This is a genomic window from Pseudomonas sp. P4_D7 (assembly GCF_056401755.1).
In genome coordinates, this window is sequence record NZ_JBFUIR010000004.1 from 1 (window position 1) to 18,475 (window position 18,475).

At 60.6% G+C, this 18,475-nt stretch carries 11 protein-coding genes; 10 read left to right on the top strand and 1 reads right to left on the bottom strand.

Annotation, left to right across the window (positions count from 1 at the left end; all coding sequences use genetic code 11):
- Positions 1-406 precede the first annotated feature (406 nt).
- The 10 genes from AC1DVF_RS04695 (at position 407) to AC1DVF_RS04740 (ending at position 18,064) form a co-directional block, all read left to right on the top strand.
- On the top strand, positions 407-1,852 hold the full coding sequence (locus tag AC1DVF_RS04695) for a serralysin family metalloprotease (protein WP_186621607.1): 1,446 nt from the start codon (positions 407-409) through the stop codon (positions 1,850-1,852).
- Positions 1,853-1,945: 93 nt separating this feature from the next.
- Positions 1,946-2,368, top strand: a complete 423-nt coding sequence (locus AC1DVF_RS04700; protein WP_477782113.1) for an AprI/Inh family metalloprotease inhibitor — start codon at positions 1,946-1,948, stop codon at positions 2,366-2,368.
- A 209-nt stretch (positions 2,369-2,577) separates the two neighbouring features.
- A complete protein-coding gene (locus AC1DVF_RS04705; protein WP_460099850.1) occupies positions 2,578-4,353 on the top strand; it encodes a type I secretion system permease/ATPase in 1,776 nt (591 codons plus the stop codon).
- Positions 4,350-5,699, top strand: coding sequence for an HlyD family type I secretion periplasmic adaptor subunit (locus tag AC1DVF_RS04710; RefSeq protein ID WP_034154169.1), 1,350 nt, complete (start codon positions 4,350-4,352; stop codon positions 5,697-5,699). The genes AC1DVF_RS04705 and AC1DVF_RS04710 overlap by 4 nt, the downstream gene beginning before the upstream one ends.
- Positions 5,700-5,701: 2 nt before the next feature.
- Positions 5,702-7,072, top strand: a complete 1,371-nt coding sequence (locus tag AC1DVF_RS04715) for a TolC family outer membrane protein (protein ID WP_477782114.1) — start codon at positions 5,702-5,704, stop codon at positions 7,070-7,072.
- Positions 7,073-7,464: 392 nt separating this feature from the next.
- Positions 7,465-10,416 (top strand): autotransporter serine peptidase EprS, encoded by a 2,952-nt coding sequence (eprS, locus tag AC1DVF_RS04720; RefSeq protein WP_477782115.1) that lies wholly within the window; start codon positions 7,465-7,467, stop codon positions 10,414-10,416.
- Positions 10,417-10,576: 160 nt separating this feature from the next.
- Positions 10,577-13,654 (top strand): autotransporter domain-containing protein, encoded by a 3,078-nt coding sequence (locus AC1DVF_RS04725; RefSeq protein ID WP_477782116.1) that lies wholly within the window; start codon positions 10,577-10,579, stop codon positions 13,652-13,654.
- Positions 13,655-13,709: 55 nt separating this feature from the next.
- Entirely contained in the window at positions 13,710-15,398 is a 1,689-nt protein-coding gene (locus AC1DVF_RS04730) for a polyurethane esterase (RefSeq protein ID WP_477782117.1), read from the top strand.
- A gap of 197 nt (positions 15,399-15,595) precedes the next feature.
- Positions 15,596-17,449, top strand: coding sequence for a polyurethane esterase (locus AC1DVF_RS04735; RefSeq protein ID WP_477782118.1), 1,854 nt, complete (start codon positions 15,596-15,598; stop codon positions 17,447-17,449).
- A gap of 240 nt (positions 17,450-17,689) precedes the next feature.
- Positions 17,690-18,064 carry a hypothetical protein gene (locus AC1DVF_RS04740; protein ID WP_477782119.1) on the top strand — a complete coding sequence of 125 codons (375 nt, stop codon included), beginning with the start codon at positions 17,690-17,692 and terminating at the stop codon, positions 18,062-18,064.
- A 53-nt stretch (positions 18,065-18,117) separates the two neighbouring features.
- On the opposite strand, the gene AC1DVF_RS04745 is transcribed toward AC1DVF_RS04740, so the two are convergent.
- The gene (locus AC1DVF_RS04745) at positions 18,118-18,342 is read right to left on the bottom strand and encodes a YgdI/YgdR family lipoprotein (RefSeq protein WP_095049074.1); all 225 of its coding nucleotides are present in this window, start codon (positions 18,340-18,342) and stop codon (positions 18,118-18,120) included.
- Between the last annotated feature and the right edge of the window lie 133 nt (positions 18,343-18,475).

The window sequence follows — 18,475 nt, forward strand, 5'->3', positions numbered from 1 at the left end:
GTCTGACTCGACGCCTTCGTCGGAACGCCGCCCGGAACAGGCTCGCTCCCACAATGTCTTTCAGCGTTTAAAGGGTTGATATCAATACACTGGCATCGCACTAATAAAGTGCAGGAAAGTGAGACGCGGCTAACAAAAAACAACTTACCCATATTTAATATTTAAATAGAAAATCGTCAGACAATTAGGCAAAAGCTTCGCAACTAAAACATTCTTTCGACCTCGCACGCTTTGTTTACGGCAGTTTCCGGAAACAGCTCGATTTGATCTCAAAAAAATCCTTTACGGCAGATTTCAAATTGTGTCAGGTTTCTTACGCCTTCATTGGGCGAGTGATAGGACGATCTCGCCAGAGAGAGTCCTATCGGACAAAAACTGTTCCATTGCTAAACAAGGAAGTGTGTTTATGTCGAAAGTTAAAACGAATGCTATTGATACCGCCGAACAGGCTTTCCAGCTGTCAGCCTTCAGCTCGGCGTACAACCAGATCAATAGCTTCAGCCATCAGTACGACCGCGGTGGCAACCTCACGGTCAATGGCAAACCCTCCTTTTCCGTCGACCAGGCCGCAACCCAGTTGCTGCGCGACGGCGCTGCCTACCAGGACAAGGATGGCAGCGGCAAGATCGAACTCACCTATACGTTCCTGACCTCGGCATCGTCCAGCACGATGAACAAGCACGGGATCACTGGGTTCAGTCAGTTCAGTGCACAACAACAGGCCCAGGCCAAGCTCGCCATGCAATCCTGGGCTGACGTGGCCAACGTGACCTTCACCGAGAAAGCCTCGGGCGGTGACGGCCACATGACCTTCGGTAACTACAGCGGTGGCCAGGATGGCGCTGCAGCGTTCGCCTATCTGCCAGGCACCGGCGCCGGTTATGACGGCACCTCGTGGTACCTGATCAACAGTGGCTACACGCAGAACAAGAATCCGGATCTGAACAACTACGGTCGTCAGACCCTGACTCACGAAATCGGCCATAGCCTGGGCCTCGCTCACCCTGGTGACTACAACGCCGGGAATGGCAACCCGACCTACAACGACGCGTCCTACGGCCAAGACACTCGCGGCTATAGCGTCATGAGCTACTGGAGCGAAAGCAACACCAGTCAGAACTTCAGCAAGGGCGGTGTCGAAGCGTATTCGTCCGGCCCGCTGATGGACGATATCGCTGCTATCCAGAAGCTTTACGGTGCCAACACCACCACCCGTACCGGTGACACCACCTACGGCTTCAACTCCAACACTGGCCGTGATTTCCTCAGCGCTTCGTCGTCGAGTGACAAAGTGGTGTTCTCAGTGTGGGACGCGGGCGGCAAGGATACTCTGGACTTCTCGGGCTTCACCCAGAACCAGAAGATCAACCTCAATGATGCCTCGTTCTCCGACGTTGGCGGCATGGTGGGCAACGTATCCATCGCCAAAGGCGCGATCATCGAGAACGCTATCGGTGGTTCTGGCAACGATCTGCTGATCGGCAACAGCGTGGCCAACGAACTCAAGGGCGGTGCCGGCAACGACATCCTCTGGGGTGGCGGTGGTGCCGACAAACTGTGGGGTGGCGCCGGTTCCGACACCTTTGTGTTCGCGGCCAGCTCGGACTCCAAGCCAGGTGCAATCGATCAGATCCTCGATTTCGTCAGCGGTCTCGACAAAATCGATCTGACCGGTATCACCAACGGTGCCGGCCTGCACTTCGTCAGTAGCTTCACCGGTTCTGCCGGTGACGCCATCCTGACTTCGTCGGGCGGCAACAGCCTGCTGTCGGTGGACTTCTCCGGGCACGGCGTGGCGGACTTCCAGGTCAGCACCGTTGGCCAGGCAGTCACCAGCGACATCGTGGCGTGATGTAGAAGTGGAAAGCGGCGTGTGATACGCCGCTTTCTCCACTTGCATCGTGTTGCTCGGTAAGCAAGGCTACACGCCGGAGCGAATATTCCCATGATCTATAAAGCTTTTACCTACAAGGCAATGGCGTGGCTCTCGGCGGCGCTGATCATGATTTCAGGAGAAACCAGCATGGCAAGCAGCCTCAGACTTGAAGAACCTTCAGTATTTGCCGGGCAGTGGCAAGCGACGTTGTCCACCCGAGGTGAGGACCCACAAGCGCAAAAGCAGCAGGACAAACCTTCCAATACCTGCGCCCTGGTATTGAATGTAAACAAGACCTTGGGAGAGGGCGCCGATTGCCTCGGTGCATGGCTTGAGCAAGCATCGATCGGCTGGTTTCCCGACCCTGACGGCCTGTCCATCACCGGCAAGGAAGGCTCAAGAATCCAGTTCTTCAGCCGACAACGTGACGGGCTTTATCTGACCACTTTGAAGTCGGGCCTGGTGATTACACTTGAGCGCGCAGCGCAATAGTAATGATGATCCAGTTTTCGACAAGGTTTTAATATAAAGCGCCACAAGCTGGTTATAAGAAACGCCGAACGACAACTGCACCGCTGTTATTTGCGCAAGTTGTTATGAAAGTGTAAACGGGTACTTGCAAGTCATCTTTCGCAGGTAAGCGGAACATTAATTGAAGCCCCGCCCAAGTGTGGCGGGCCCAATCATTTCAGGAAAAATCGATGAAGATGGCGAAGGCCCCAGCCACCGCTCCCTTATTCAAGGCATTGGGTGACTACAAAAGTATCCTGATCAGCGTCGGCTGTTTTACCGCACTGATTAACGTGCTGATGCTGGTGCCCTCCATCTATATGCTCCAGGTCTATGACCGGGTGCTGTCGTCGCAGAACGAAACGACCCTGGCGATGTTGTCGCTGATGGTGGTCGGTTTCTTCGCCTTTATAGGCCTGCTGGAAGTGGTGCGCAGCTTTATCGTGATTCGCATCGGCAGCCAGTTGGAGCGCCGCTTCAACCTGCGCGTCTACCAGGCGGCGTTCGAGCGCAACCTGTTCAAGGGCGAGGGCAACGCCGGGCAATCACTGGGCGACCTGACGCACATTCGTCAATTCGTTACCGGGCCGGCGCTGTTCGCGTTTTTCGATGCGCCATGGTTCCCGGTCTACCTGTTTGTGATTTACCTGTTCAACGTCTGGCTCGGTGTGCTCGCCACAGCAGGCGCACTGCTGCTGATCGGCCTGGCCTGCCTCAACGAATACATGACCAAAAAGCCGCTGGGCGAAGCGGCCGGTTATTCGCAGAAGTCCAGCCAGTTGGCCACCAGCCATTTGCACAATGCCGAAACCATTCAGGCGATGGGCATGCTCGGTTCCCTGCGCAAGCGCTGGTTCCAGGTGCACTCGCGCTTCCTCGGTCTGCAAAATCAGGCCAGTGACACCGGTGCGGTGATCAGCTCGCTGAGTAAAACCCTGCGCCTGTGCCTGCAATCGTTGGTCTTGGGCCTGGGCGCTTTGCTGGTGATCAAGGGCGACATGACCGCCGGGATGATGATCGCCGGTTCGATCCTGATGGGCCGCGTGCTCAGTCCGATCGACCAGTTGATTGCGGTGTGGAAACAGTGGAGCGGGGCGAAGCTGGCTTACCGCCGTCTCGACGCATTGCTGCAAGCGTTCCCGCCGAGTGACGACGCTATGGCGCTGCCGGCGCCGAAAGGCCAGATCACCTTCGAACAAGTCAGCGCCGGTCCACCGGGGCAACGTGCGGCGACCCTGCAGATGGTCAATTTCAACTTGGGCGCCGGTGAAGTGCTTGGTGTGCTGGGTGCTTCCGGTTCCGGCAAGTCGACGCTGGCCCGTGTGCTGGTCGGGGTCTGGCCGACTCTCGGCGGCACCGTGCGTCTCGATGGCGCGGATATCCATCGCTGGAACCGCGACCAACTCGGTCCCTATATCGGTTATCTGCCGCAAGACATCGAGCTGTTCAGCGGCAGCATCGCCGAGAACATTGCGCGTTTCAGCGAGGCCGATCCGCAGAAAGTCGTCGCCGCTGCGCAACAGGCCGGCGTCCACGAAATGATCCTGCGCCTGCCGCAAGGCTACGACACGCAACTGGGCGAGGACGGCAGTGGTTTGTCCGGCGGCCAGAAGCAGCGTGTGGCACTGGCGCGTTCAATGTACGGCACGCCGAGTCTAGTGGTGCTGGATGAGCCGAATTCCAACCTCGACACCGTCGGTGAAGCGGCACTGGCCAGCGCCATCGCCGCGCTCAAAGCCCAAGGCACTACGGTGGTGCTGGTCACGCACCGTTCTTCGGTGTTGGCCCAGGCCGACAAACTGCTGGTGCTCAATGACGGGCGTCTGCAAGCCTTCGGCCCGAGTCAGGATGTGCTTAAGGCACTTTCCGGCCAGCAAGAACAACAACGGGAAAAAGCTGCACCGGCACCGGGCGGGCTCAGCATGAGCCGACAGTATCAGCCCTCGACAAGGAATTCGGGTGTATGAGCAGCGCAAGCATGAACACTGAAAACGAAGCGAGCATGGAACACGCCTACATCACCGAACGCCCGGAGCGCGATGCGAAGTTTTTCGCGCGCATGGGCTGGATTCTGGCGATCGTTGGCGCCGGCAGTTTCTTCACCTGGGCGGCCCTGGCGCCGCTGGATCAAGGCATTCCGGTGCAAGGCACGGTCGTGGTCTCGGGCAAGCGCAAAGCCGTGCAGTCGATGAGCAGCGGCGTAGTCAGCCGGATTCTGGTGCGCGAAGGCGAAATCGTGAAGCAGGGCCAGCCGCTGTTCCGCCTCGATCAAACGCAAGTCGCCGCTGACGTGCAGTCGCTGCAAGCGCAATACCGCATGGCCTGGGCCAGTCTCGCGCGCTGGCAGGCTGAGCGTGACAACCTCAAGCAAGTGACCTTTCCGGCTGAGCTGAGCAATGACCCGGATCCGCGCCTGGCGCTGGTGCTGGAAGGTCAGCGGCAACTGTTCAGCAGCCGTCGCGAGGCTTACTACCGCGAGCAGGCCGGACTGCGTGCGAGCATCGAAGGCGCCACCGCACAACTGGCCGGCATGCGCCGCGCCCGCACCGATCTCAATGCCCAGGCCGACTCGCTGCAACAACAGTTGAGCAATCTGCAGCCGCTCGCCGACAACGGCTACATCCCGCGCAACCGCTTGATGGAATACCAGCGGCAACTGTCGCAAGTGCAGCAGCAACTGGCGGAAAACACCGGCGAAAGCGGCCGGGTCGAGCAGGGCATCCTCGAGTCGCGGCTGAAACTGCAACAGCACGCCGAGGAATACCAGAAGGAAGTCCGCACGCAACTGGCCGACGCGCAGTTGAAAAGCGTGACTCTGTCGGAGCAACTGACTTCCGCCGGTTTCGACCTGCAACACAGCGAAATCATCGCCACTGCCGATGGCGTGGCGGTCAACCTCGGCGTGCACACCGAAGGCGCGGTGGTGCGTCAGGGTGAAACGTTGCTGGAGATCGTCCCGCAAGGCACCACGCTGGAAGTGGAAGGGCACTTGCCGATCAACCTGATCGACAAGGTCGGCGCGCATTTGCCGGTGGACATCCTGTTTACCGCGTTCAACCAGAGCAAAACCCCGCGTGTACCGGGCGAAGTCAGCCTGATTTCCGCCGACCAGATGGTCGATGAGAAAACCGGCGTGCCGTACTACGTGTTGCGTAGCAGTGTCAGCGACCAGGCCATGGAAAAACTCAACGGTCTGGTGATCAAGCCCGGCATGCCGGCAGAAATGTTCGTGCGTACGGGTGAGCGTTCACTGCTCAACTATCTGTTCAAACCGCTGCTTGACCGGGCCGGCTCTGCGCTGACCGAAGAATAAGGATGTGCGGCTGTATGAATAAGCTTTCCACGCTCGCAGCAGCATTCTTGCTGCTCGCGAGTCACTCGGCAGTGGCGGCCATGGGGCCGTTCGAGATCTACGAACAGGCGTTGCGCAATGACCCGGTGTTCCTCGGCGCGATAAAGGAACGCGATGCCGGCCTGGAAAACCGCGCCATTGGCCGCGCCGGCCTGTTGCCGCGCATCGGTTACACCTACAACAAGGGTCGCAACTCGTCGAAAGCGACGTCTCTCGATGAGCGCGCGCGTAACCGTACCGACGATCGTAACTACAGCAGTTACGGCTCGGCGCTGACCCTGCAACAACCGCTGCTCGACTACGAGGCTTATGCCGCGTATCGCAAAGGTGTCGCGCAGTCGTTGTTTGCCGACGAGAACTTTCGCGGCAAGAGCCAGGAGTTGCTGGTTCGCGTGCTGGACAACTACACCAAGGCACTGTTCGCGCAGGACCAGATCGACATCGCTCAGGCGAAGAAAAAGGCGTACGAGCAGCAGTTCCAGCAGAACGAACACATGTTCAAGCAAGGCGAGGGCACGCGTACCGATATTCTCGAGGCTGAGTCGCGTTATGAACTGGCGACTGCCGAGGAGATAGAGGCGCGTAACGAACAGGACGCCGCGCTACGGGAGCTGGGTGCGCTGGTGGGTACGCCGGCGGTGGACATCGGTGATCTGGCGCCGCTCGATCAGAACTTCCAGACATTCGCGCTGATGCCTGCCAATTACGACACCTGGCATGAAATGGCGGTGAGCAATAACCCGAATCTGGCTTCGCAACGCCAGGCCGTGGAAGTCGCGCGGTATGAAGTGGAACGCAATCGCGCCGGGCATTTGCCGAAAGTCAGTGCTTACGCGTCGATGCGCCAGAACGAATCGGAAAGCGGCAACACCTACAACCAGCGCTACGAAACCAACACCATCGGTTTTGAAGTCAGCGTGCCGTTGTATGCCGGTGGCGGGGTGTCGGCGTCGACGCGTCAGGCCAGCCGCACTATGGAGCAGGCGGAGTACGAGCTGGACGGCAAGACGCGTGAGACGTTGATTGAACTGCGGCGGCAGTTCAGCGCTTGTTTGTCCGGGGTGAGCAAATTGCGCGCTTATCAGAAGGCATTGAGCTCGGCGGAAGCGCTGGTGTTGTCCACCAAGCAAAGCATCCTCGGTGGTGAGCGGACCAACCTCGACGCGTTGAACGCCGAGCAGCAGTTGTTCACCACCCGCCGCGATCTGGCGCAGGCGCGGTACGACTATTTGATGGCCTGGACCAAGTTGCATTATTACGCCGGGACCTTGAACGAGCAGGATCTGGCGCGGGTGGATGAGGCATTTGTGGTCGCTCAACAGCCCTCACCCTAACCCTCTCCCAGAGGGAGAGGGGACTGATCCGGGGATATTGCAGAAGTACGCCGACCTGAACGAGCGGCACCGAATCCAACATCGAGCCGGTTTTTCAGCTTGATGCATGACGCAAGACACCGCGGTCAGCTCCCTCTCCTAGGGGAGAGGGCTGGGGTGAGGGGATAAGCGACGCGGTTTTTCAGSTCGATGMATGMCGCAAGACACCGCCGTCAGCTCCCTCTCCKGAGGGAGAGGGCTGGGGTGAGGGGATRAGCGACGCGGTTTTTCAGGTCGATGTAAGACGCAAAACACCTAGGTCAGCTCCCTCTCCTGGGGGAGAGGGCTGGGGTGAGGGGAACAGGCAACACCGCAGAAAAACCTGCATAAAACAATAAAAGTGAGTGGTGAACATGGACGTACGCATCAAGCCAATTTCGGTCGGTACCCTGCTGCTTGTGATTTTCGCAACCCAGGCTCAGGCGCAATATCTTGAAACCGGCCAACCCGGCGATCCCGGCAGTTGGCGCAGCGCCGAATTCCTCCGCGACTGGGGCCTGAGCCGGATGCAGGCTGAGCAAGCCTACGCCGCCGGCATCACCGGTAAAGGCGTGAAAATCGGCGCCCTCGACTCCGGTTTCGATGCCGCCCACCCGGAATTTGCCAGCGACCGCTATCACCCGGTAATGGCCAGCGGCAGCTACATTGACGGTTCACTGTTCAACGTCAATGGCATCCTCAACCCCAACAACGACTCCCACGGCACGCATGTCGTTGGCACCATGGGCGCCTCACGCGACGGTACCGGCATGCACGGCGTGGCGTACAACGCGCAGATCTACGTCGGCAACACCAACAAAAACGACAGCTTCCTCTTCGGCCCCAACCCCGATCCGCGCTATTTCAAAGCGGTATACGACGCCCTCGCCGATGCCGGCGTGCGCGCGATCAACAACAGTTGGGGCAGCCAGCCGCCGGATGTCAGCTACCGGACACTGGCCGATCTGCACGCCGCGTACGCTCAGCACTGGAATAAAGGCACCTGGCTCGATGCGGCAGCGGATGTTTCCCGGCGCGGCGTGATCAACGTATTCAGCGCCGGCAACAGCGGCTATCCGAACGCCAGCGTGCGTTCCGCGCTGCCGTACTTTCAGCCGGATCTGGAAGGCCACTGGCTGGCCGTGTCGGGCCTCGATCAAAGCAATCAGCAAAAGTACAACCAGTGCGGCCTCGCCAAATACTGGTGCATCACCACGCCGGGGGCGAAGATCGACAGCACCATTCCCGGGGGTGATTACGCGATCAAGTCCGGCACCTCGATGTCGGCGCCGCATGCGACCGGGGCACTGGCGCTGGTGATGGAACGCTACCCGTACATGACCAATCAGCAGGCGCTCGAAGTGCTGCTGACTACCGCGACGCAACTGGATGGCTCTGTCACCGCTGCGCCGACCGAGCGGGTCGGCTGGGGCGTGGCCAACCTGAACCGGGCGATGCGCGGGCCAGGGCAATTGCTCGGTGCGTTTGATGCCAACTTGGGGGCAGGGCAGCGCGATGTCTGGAGCAATGACATCTCCGACAAGGCGCTGATTCAGCGGCAGGCGGAAGACCTCGCCGAGCACAGCGCCTGGCAGCAAACCCTGCAAGTCAAGGGCTGGCAGAACGGCGTTGCTGCCGGTGCCAGTCAGCAGGATCAGACCGATTACGCGGTCGGCACTGCCCGTGATACGGCAGCGGCGAGCCGGGTGTATCAAGGCAGCCTGATCAAGTCCGGCGGCGGCCAGTTGATCCTCACCGGCGACAACACCTATCGCGGTGCAACCACGGTCAATGGCGGCTTGCTCACGGTCAACGGCTCGCTGACGTCTGCCGTGACGGTGAATGACAGCGGCAGCCTCGGCGGTTCCGGCCGCATCGCCGCGTTGACCGCCAATAGCGGCGGCCGCGTGGCGCCGGGCAACTCCATCGGCACCTTGAATGTCGCTGGCGATGTGAACTTCGCGCCGGGCTCGACCTACGCCGTTGAACTGTCGCCAACCAGCAGCGACCGCATCGTTGCCGGCGGCACCGCCACTATCAGCGGCGCCACGGTCAGCCTGTCGCTGGAAAACAGCCCGACGCTGCTCAGCACCACTGAGGCGCAAAGCCTGCTCGGTCGCCAGTACGACATCCTGCAAGCGGCCGGCGGCATTCAGGGCCAATTCGGTGCCGTGCTGCCGAATTACCTGTTTATCGGCGGCAGCCTCGACTACGCCGCCAATGGCATTCAACTCGATATCGAACGTAACGCGACCACCTTCGCCAGTGTCGGGCAAACGCCGAATCAGCGCTCGGTGGCGGCTGCCGTCGAAGGCTTGGGCGCGGGTAGCTCGGTGTACGAAAGCCTGTTGCGTTCACCCGATGCGAGTTCCGCACAACAGGCCTTCCAGCAGTTGAGCGGCGAGATCTACCCGGCGTTGAGTTCGATGCTGATCAACGACAGCCGCCAGTTGCGTGACGCAGTAGGCGAGCGTCTGCACGACACAACTGCTGCGCAAAGCAATGGCTGGGTCAAGGCGCTCGGCGCCTGGGGCACGACTGATTCGAGCCACGACACGGCGGGCTACAACACCTCGATTGGCGGGCTGCTGGCCGGTGTCGACGGCGCGCTGGACGAGCAGACCCGGATCGGTCTGGTCAGCGGTTACAGCGACAGTTCGCTGAGCATGGGTTCGGGCACGCATTCCTCGGCCAAGGTCGGCAGCTACCACCTCGGCGCGTACGCCGGCCGTGAACTCGGCGCGTGGCGCTTGAGCACCGGCGCGGCCTACAGCTGGCATCGCGCCGATGTGAAGCGTGATCTGCAATACGGCGATGTCAGTGGCAAACAGAAAGCCAAAGTCGACGCGGCGACCACACAAGTATTCGGCGAGGCGGCTTATCGCTTGCACCTGCAACCACTGGCGCTGGAGCCATTCGCCAACCTGGCTTACGTGCATCTGAACACTGAAGGTTTGACCGAGAAGGGCGACGCTGCGGCGTTGAAAAGCTCCGGCGATCAACGTGACGCGGTGCTGAGCACCCTCGGTGTGCGAGCGATCAAGACCTTCAATCTTTCGCCCGCGCAATCACTCGACGTGAGTGGCCATCTCGGCTGGCAGCACAGCCTCAGCGACATCGATTCCGAGCAGCATCTGCGCTTTGCCAGCGGTGGCACGCCTTACGCGGTGGAGAGTTCAGCGCTGGTGCGCGATGCGGCGCTGGTTGGCGTGCAGGCCAGCCTGGCCTTGAGCAAGGACGTACGGGTCAACCTTGATTACAACGGACAACTTGCCAGTCGCGAAAAGCTGCATGGCGTTGGCTTGAGCCTGAACTGGCAGTTCTAACCCACGCTGATCGTTCCCACGCTCTGCGTGGGAATGCAGCCCGTGACGCTCCGCGTCACTGGACGCAGAGCGTCCCTAGAGGCATTCCCACGCGGAGCGTGGGAACGATCAACAGCTGAAGAGACGGATTTTTCGCAACATCACTAAGGAAGGTCGCTGGATGAATAACAACAATACCCCCGCGCAAACGGGAGGCCGCTTTGCCCTGAAAACCCTCACGCTCGCCGTGCTCTGTGCCATCGGCACCGCCCACGCCGCACCCTACGTGGAGAGCGGTCGTACGGGCGATCCGTCGAGTTGGCGCAGTGCCGAGTTCCAGGCCGATTGGGGCCTGGGCGCGATCGGTGCCGATCACGCCTACGCCGCCGGCTATACCGGCAAAGGCGTGAAACTGGGGATCTTTGATCAGCCGGTGTATGCCGCGCACCCGGAGTTCTCCGGCAGCAATAAAGTCGTCACCCTGGTCACCAGCGGGATTCGCGAATACACCGACCCGTACATCCCGGTCAAAGCCGGCGATGCGTTCCGTTATGACGGTTCGCCCTCGGTCGGTTCCGACGGCAAACTCGGCGCCCACGGCACCCACGTCGGCGGTATCGCCGCCGGCAGTCGCGACGGCGGGCCGATGCACGGCGTGGCATTCGGTGCGCAGATCATCAGCGCCGACAACGGCGACCCGGGCCCGGAAGACGGCATCGTTCGCGGTAACGACGGCGCGGTGTACAAGGCCGGTTGGGACGCACTGATCGCCAGCGGCGCGCGGATCATCAACAACAGCTGGGGCATAGGCATCACTGACCGTTTCGACCTCGGCGGCCGCGATCCGGCGTACCCGCACTTCACCGTCAATGACGCGCAAGTGCAGTTCAACGAAATCCGCACGCTGCTCGGCACCAAGCCCGGCGGCGCCTACGACGGTGCGATTGCCGCCGCGCGCAGTGGCATCGTGACGATCTTCGCCGCCGGCAACGACTACAACCTCAACAACCCGGACGCCATCGCCGGCCTCGGCTATTTTGTCCCGGACATCGCGCCGAACTGGATCACCGTCGCCGCGCTGCAGAAGAACCCGGACCTGGCCAGCGCCAATCCGTACATCATGAGTACGTTCTCTTCGCGTTGCGGCTACACCGCGAGTTTCTGCGTCTCGGCGCCGGGCACAAAGATTTTCAGCTCGATCATCGAGGGCACCAACGCCGACAACCTGACCACCGGCTACAAAAACTACAACGGCACCTCGATGGCCGCGCCGCATGTCGCCGGTTCCATGGCGGTGCTGATGGAGCGCTTCCCGTACATGAGCGGTGATCAGGTCGCCACGGTCTTGCGCACTACGGCCACCGACCTCGGCGCACCGGGCATCGACGCCTTGTACGGCTGGGGCATGATCAACCTGCGCAAAGGCATTGACGGCCCGTCGATGTTCGTCACGGAGCAGGACATCCCGGCCGAATTCCGCATCGACGGCGCTTACGGCTCCGGCCAGTTTGTCGCGGATCTGCCGGGCATCGGCGCAATCATCGATCAAGGCAAACCGACCGAGCGTGTGTGCACCGACATCACCTGCGGCCTCGACACCTGGCGCAACGACATTTCCGGTCACGGCGGTTTGACCAAGCAAGGTATCGGCACGCTGGTGCTGACCGGCAACAACACTTACAGCGGCCCGACCCTGGTCAATCAGGGGCGCCTGGCCATCAACGGTTCGCTGCAATCGGCGGTGACGGTGAATGACGGCGGTATCCTCGGCGGCAATGGCCACATCGGCGCGCTGTCGGTGAACAGCGGCGGTACGGTGGCTCCGGGTAACTCCATCGGCACGATGAACGTGGCCGGGGATGTGACCTTCGAGCCGGGTTCGACCTACGCCGTAGAGCTATCGCCGACCAGCAGCGATCAGATCATCGCTACCGGCAAAGCCGTGATTGAAGGCGCCACAGTGAGCATGTCGCTGGAAAACAGCCCGACGCTGCTGAGCACCAATGAAGTGCAAAGCCTGCTCGGCACGCGCTACAACATCCTGCAAGCGGCGGGCGGTATTGAAGGCCGCTTCGGTCAGGTGTTGCCGGATTACGCCTTTCTCGGCGGCACGCTGGCGTACTCGGCCGATGGCATCCAGTTGGCGGTCGGGCGTAACGACGCTTCGTTCGCCAGCGTCGGTTTGACGCCGAACCAGCGTGCGGTCGGTGCGGCGGCCGAGCGTCTGGGCGCTGGTAACGCGCTGTTTGAAACCCTGTTGCTGTCGCCGAATGCGGCGTCGGCGCAGCAAGCCTTCCAGCAGTTGTCCGGCGAGATCCATCCGGCCATTGGCACGATGCTGATCAACGACAGCCGTTACCTGCGTGAAGCCGTTGGCGAACGTCTGCGCGAGCGTGATCTGTTCAACGCTGGCGCACCGACTGACGATCGCAGCAACGCCTGGGTCAAGGTCCTGGGTTCGTGGGGCAAGAGCGATGGCGGGCATGACAATGCCGACTCCAACAGCTCCATTGGCGGCCTGCTGGCCGGTGTCGATGGCTTGATCGCTGAAGATACCCGTCTGGGTTTCGTTACCGGTTATAGCGACAGCTCATTGAGCATGGGCAGCGGCACGCATTCGTCGGCGTCAGTCGACAGCTACCACTTGGGTGCGTACCTGGGCCATCAGATCGATGCGCTGCGTCTGACCGTCGGCGGCGCCTACAGCTGGCACCGTGTCGACGTCAAACGTGACCTGCAGTTCGGGGACGTGAGCGGAAAACAAAAGACCAAGCACGATGCCGCAACCACGCAAGTGTTCACCGAGGCCGCCTATGATCTGGGCCTGCAACCGATGAACCTGGAGCCGTTCGCCAATCTGTCCTATGTGCACCTGAACACCGAAAGCTTCACCGAAAAAGGTGACGCCGCCGCGCTGAAGGGCGGTGAGGACAACCGCGATGTGGTGCTGTCGACCCTCGGCGTGCGTGCCAAGCGCAGCTTCGCGCTGTCGGATCAGCATCAGCTGGAACTGGGCGCGAGCCTCGGCTGGCAGCACAACCTGAGCAATGTCGACGCGGACAGCCATCTGGCGTTTGCCAATGGCAACAGCGCGTTCACCGTGCAGAGCGTGTCGATGGATCGCGATGCGGCGGTGGTCGGTGTGCGTGCGGGTCTGGCGCTCAACCGCGATGTGCGGGTGAACCTGGATTACAACGGCCTGATCGGTAACAACGAGAAAGACCACGGCGTGGGTCTGACCCTCAACTGGCAGTTCTAAGGCGTACCGGCAGTTCTGCGGAACTGCCGGTTTTTGAAGGAAGAGAGAGCACAACATGGGACTGTTCGATTATAAAAATGCCGATGGCAAAGCGTTGTACAGCGACGCCATCGCACTGACGCTGTATGCCTACACGCCGACCGGCAAGCCTCTGCCGGCCACCGCTTGGGCGCCGCTCACGGCAACCGCGCTGGGTTATCAGGGCAAGGTCGGGCCGCAAGGCACGTTCTTCGGCGAGAAGGACGGCTTCACCAGCGCCGAGGCCGAAGTGCTCGGCAAGTACGACGCCGCCGGCAAATTGATCGGCATCGGCGTCGCTTTTCGTGGCACCGGCGGGCTGGGTTACAGCGACACCTTCGGCGACCTGAAAAACAACCTGCTGGCCGCCATCGGGCCGTCGGATTACGCGAGCAACTACGCGAAAAATGCCTTCGACAACCTGCTCAAGGCGGTCGCCACATTCGCCATTGCCAACGGTATTGCCGCCAAGGACGTGCTGCTCAGCGGTCACAGCCTCGGCGGGCTCGGCGTCAACAGCGTCGCCGAATTGAGCGCGAGCAACTGGGGCGGCTTCTTCAAGGACGCCAACTACATCACCTTCGCCTCGCCAACCCAGAGCAGCACCGGCAACAATGTGCTGAACATCGGCTTTGAGAACGATCCGGTGTTCCGCGTGCTCGACGGCACCACGTTCAGCAGCGCCTCGATGGGCAAGCACGACAAGCCCCACGATTCGACCACCGACAACATCGTCAACTTCAACGACAACTACGCGTCCACCGCGCAGAACCTGGTGCCGTTCAGCATCGTCAATCCGCTGAACTGGTCGGCCCACAGCTCGCTGGGTTATGCCGATGGCTTGAATCGGGTCATCGATTCGAAGTTCTACAACCTGACCCATAAAGACTCGACGATCATCGTCTCCAATCTGGAAGAAGCTTCTCGCGGCAAGACCTGGGTCGAAGATCTCGGCCGCAGTGGCGAGCCGCACACCGGCAGCACGTTCATCATCGGCACCCAGAGCAGCGACTGGCTCAAGGGCGGCGCGGGCAACGACTTCCTCGAAGGCCTGGGCGGTGATGACCGGTTCCGTGATGACGGCGGCTACAACATCCTGCTCGGTGGCCAGGGCCACAACACCTTCGAACTGCAGAAACCATTGCAGAACTTCAGCTTCGCCAACGACGGTGACGGCACGCTGTACGTGCGCGACGCCTACGGCGGCATCAGCATGACCCGCGACATCGGCGCGCTGGTGAGCAAGGAGTCGGGTTCGTGGTGGGGCAGCAAGGAAATCACCTGGGGCGTTACGGCCAAAGGTTTCACCAATGGCAACGAACTGACCCAGTACAACCACTCGCTGAGCGGCGATGGCTACGGCAATGCGCTGCACGCCACGGCTGACGGTGACTGGCTGTTCGGCCTCGGTGGCGACGACAAACTGATCAGCGACAAGGGTCATGTGACCTTCGTCGGTGGCGCCGGCAATGACGTGATGAGCGCAGTGGGTGGCAACAACACCTTCCTGTTCAGTGGCGCGTTCGGTTTTGATGCCATCAACGGTTATCAGGGCAGCGACAAACTGGTGTTCATGGGCGTCGAAGGCGCGGGGCAGGGCTACGACTACAAGCAGCACGCGGCGCAGGCCGGCAACGACACCGTGCTGAAGATTGGCGACTATGCCGTGACCCTGGTCGGGGTGGGAGTGGCTAACCTGTCGGACTCCAGTTTCATGTTCGCGTAGATCCAATGTGGGAGCGAGCTTGCTCGCGAATGCGTAGTGTCAGTTGAAGTATTGGTACCTGACACACCGCTTTCGCGAGCAAGCTCGCTCCCACAGTGAACAGCAACAAGTAGTACTGAAATGCTCCGGGGCGTCCCCGTGGGGCGCCCTGGCTGTGAGCTATCTCTAACAATTCCAACAAGAGAGAGGCAATAGCAATGGGTGTGTATGACTACAAGAACTTCGGCACAGCCGATTCCAAGGCGTTGTTCAACGATGCCATGGCGATCACGCTGTATTCCTATCACAACCTCGATAACGGCTTTGCCGCCGGTTATCAGCACAACGGTTTCGGCCTCGGCCTGCCCGCCACGCTGGTCACGGCGCTGCTCGGCGGCAGCGATTCGCAAGGGGTGATTCCCGGCATTCCGTGGAACCCCGACTCGGAAAAACTCGCCCTCGACGCGGTGAAAAAGGCCGGCTGGACGCCCATCACCGCCTCGCAACTGGGCTATGACGGCAAGACCGATGCGCGCGGAACCTTCTTCGGCGAGAAGGCCGGCTACACCACCGCGCAAGTGGAAATCCTCGGCAAGTACGACGCCCAGGGCCATCTCACCGAACTCGGTGTTGCCTTTCGCGGCACCAGCGGCCCGCGGGAAAACCTGATCCTCGACTCCATCGGCGACGTGATCAACGACCTGCTCGCCGCCTTCGGTCCCAAGGATTACGCGAAGAATTACGTCGGCGAAGCCTTCGGCAATCTGCTCAATGACGTGGTGGCGTTTGCCAAGGCCAACGGCCTCAGCGGCAAGGACGTTCTCGTCAGTGGCCACAGCCTCGGTGGCCTGGCGGTCAACAGCATGGCCGACCTGAGCGGGGGCAAGTGGGGTGGTTTCTTCGCCGATTCCAACTACATCGCCTACGCCTCGCCAACGCAAAGCAGCACCGACAAAGTGCTCAACGTCGGCTACGAAAACGACCCGGTGTTTCGCGCCCTCGACGGCTCGACCTTCACCGGTGCTTCGATCGGCGTGCACGATGCGCCCAAGGTCTCGGCCACCGACAACATCGTCAGCTTCAACGATCACTACGCCTCGACCGCGTGGAATCTGCTGCCGTACTCGATCCTCAACATTCCCACCTGGATCTCGCACTTGCCGACCGCGTATGGCGACGGTATGAACCGGGTGATCGACTCAAAATTCTACGACCTGACCAGCCGCGACTCGACGATCATCGTCGCCAACCTCTCGGACCCGGCGCGGGCCAACACCTGGGTACAGGACCTCAACCGCAACGCCGAAACCCACAAGGGCAGCACGTTCATCATTGGCAGTGACGCCAACGATCTGATCCAGGGCGGCAGCGGCAACGATTACCTGGAAGGCCGCGCCGGTAATGACACCTTCCGCGACAGTGGTGGCTACAACGTCATCCTTGGCGGGCAGGGCAACAACACCCTCGATCTGCAAAGTGCGGTGAAAAACTTCGACTTCGCCAATGACGGTGCCGGCAATTTGTACGTGCGCGACGCCAACGGCGGGATCAGCATCACCCGCGATATCGGCAGCATTGTCACCAAGGAACCGGGCTTTCTCTGGGGCCTGTTCAAGGACGATGTGACCCACAGCGTCACGGCCGGCGGCTTGAAGGTCGGCAACAACGTCACCGCGTACGAATCCAGCGTCAAAGGCACCAGCGGCGCCGATACGTTGAAGGCGCATGCCGGTGGCGACTGGTTGTTCGGGCTGGACGGCAACGATCACCTGATTGGCGGCGTCGGCAATGACGTGTTTGTCGGCGGCGCCGGTAACGACCTGATGGAGTCGGGGGGCGGGGCGGATACGTTTCTGTTCAACGGTGCGTTTGGGCAGGATCGGGTGCTCGGTTTCACATCCAATGACAAACTGGTGTTTCTCGGTGTGCAGGGCGTTTTGCCGGCGGAGGATTTCCGGGCTCATGCTGCGACTGTCGGGCAGGACACGGTGCTGACGTTTGGCAACGATTCGGTGACGTTGGTCGGGGTGTCGCTGAATAGCCTGAGTGCTGACGGTATTGTGATTGCCTGATGTTGATGGGGCGCCTTTAAGGCCCCCTTCGCGAGCAAGCTCGCTCCCACACTGGATCTGTGTCGTTTACAAATCCCCTGTGGGAGCTAGCCTGCTAGCGATTGGAGTCAACTCGGTTTCAAAAGTGACTCGATGGCCACGACCTGACTCAAACCCCTGCAAAACAGGAATTGCGGCCTAAAGCCAGCACGTGCACACACGTTCTATAGCTAGCCGCCATTGGGTACAGGAGATTCAAACGTGAAAGGTTTCAAGGGGTATGTCGGGTTCGTCGCACTGGCGCTGTGTTCGGCCAATGCCTGCGCCGATCTGCCTCAAAGTTCGATTTTGAGCCGTTACGGCGTCACCACCGAGCAACTGCCGAGCCCACCGAAAAGCGAAGTGGTCGAACCGGTCGAGGAGAAGAGTCGCTTTCAGATTCAGCCCGAACAACCGTTCGTGACCCTGCGCCTGGGTGACGGCAAGCAGCCACAAACCACCGGCAATCTGAGCATCGATCGCATGACGCAGCAGGATCTGGATCGTTGTCGGCGTTTGCAGGGCGAAGTGGTCAAGCGGGGTGGCACGTACATGCCGTGCGACGGCAGCCTGCCGGGCATGCCGACTTTCGAATAACACGCGATGATTGTTCCCACGCAGAGCGTGGGAACGATCGACGCGAGCGAAACCTAGTCTTCTTCGCGCACAGTGGCCACTTCATCGGCACGGACCTTCACCTTGGCCCCGGAAATATCCTCGAACTCATAGAAGCCGTCCTTGGTTTTGGTCTTCGGCATGTCCTTGGTCAGGTACTGGGTGCCGTTCTGCAGGGTGACCACCGTCGGCGTCGAGCAACCGGCCAGTGCCAGCGCGGCGGCGATGGCGAAAGGGATGCCCAGTGCTTTGATTTTCATACCCACCTCTAAATCCTCATTCGATGTGATGCCGAGCATTGTCGGCCCTCTAACGCGGTTGGTGCCATCCCCGGAGGAAAAGTTCGATAGCCCGGCGAAAAAATGCCATTGATCATTTTCCGTTTGCGCCGGG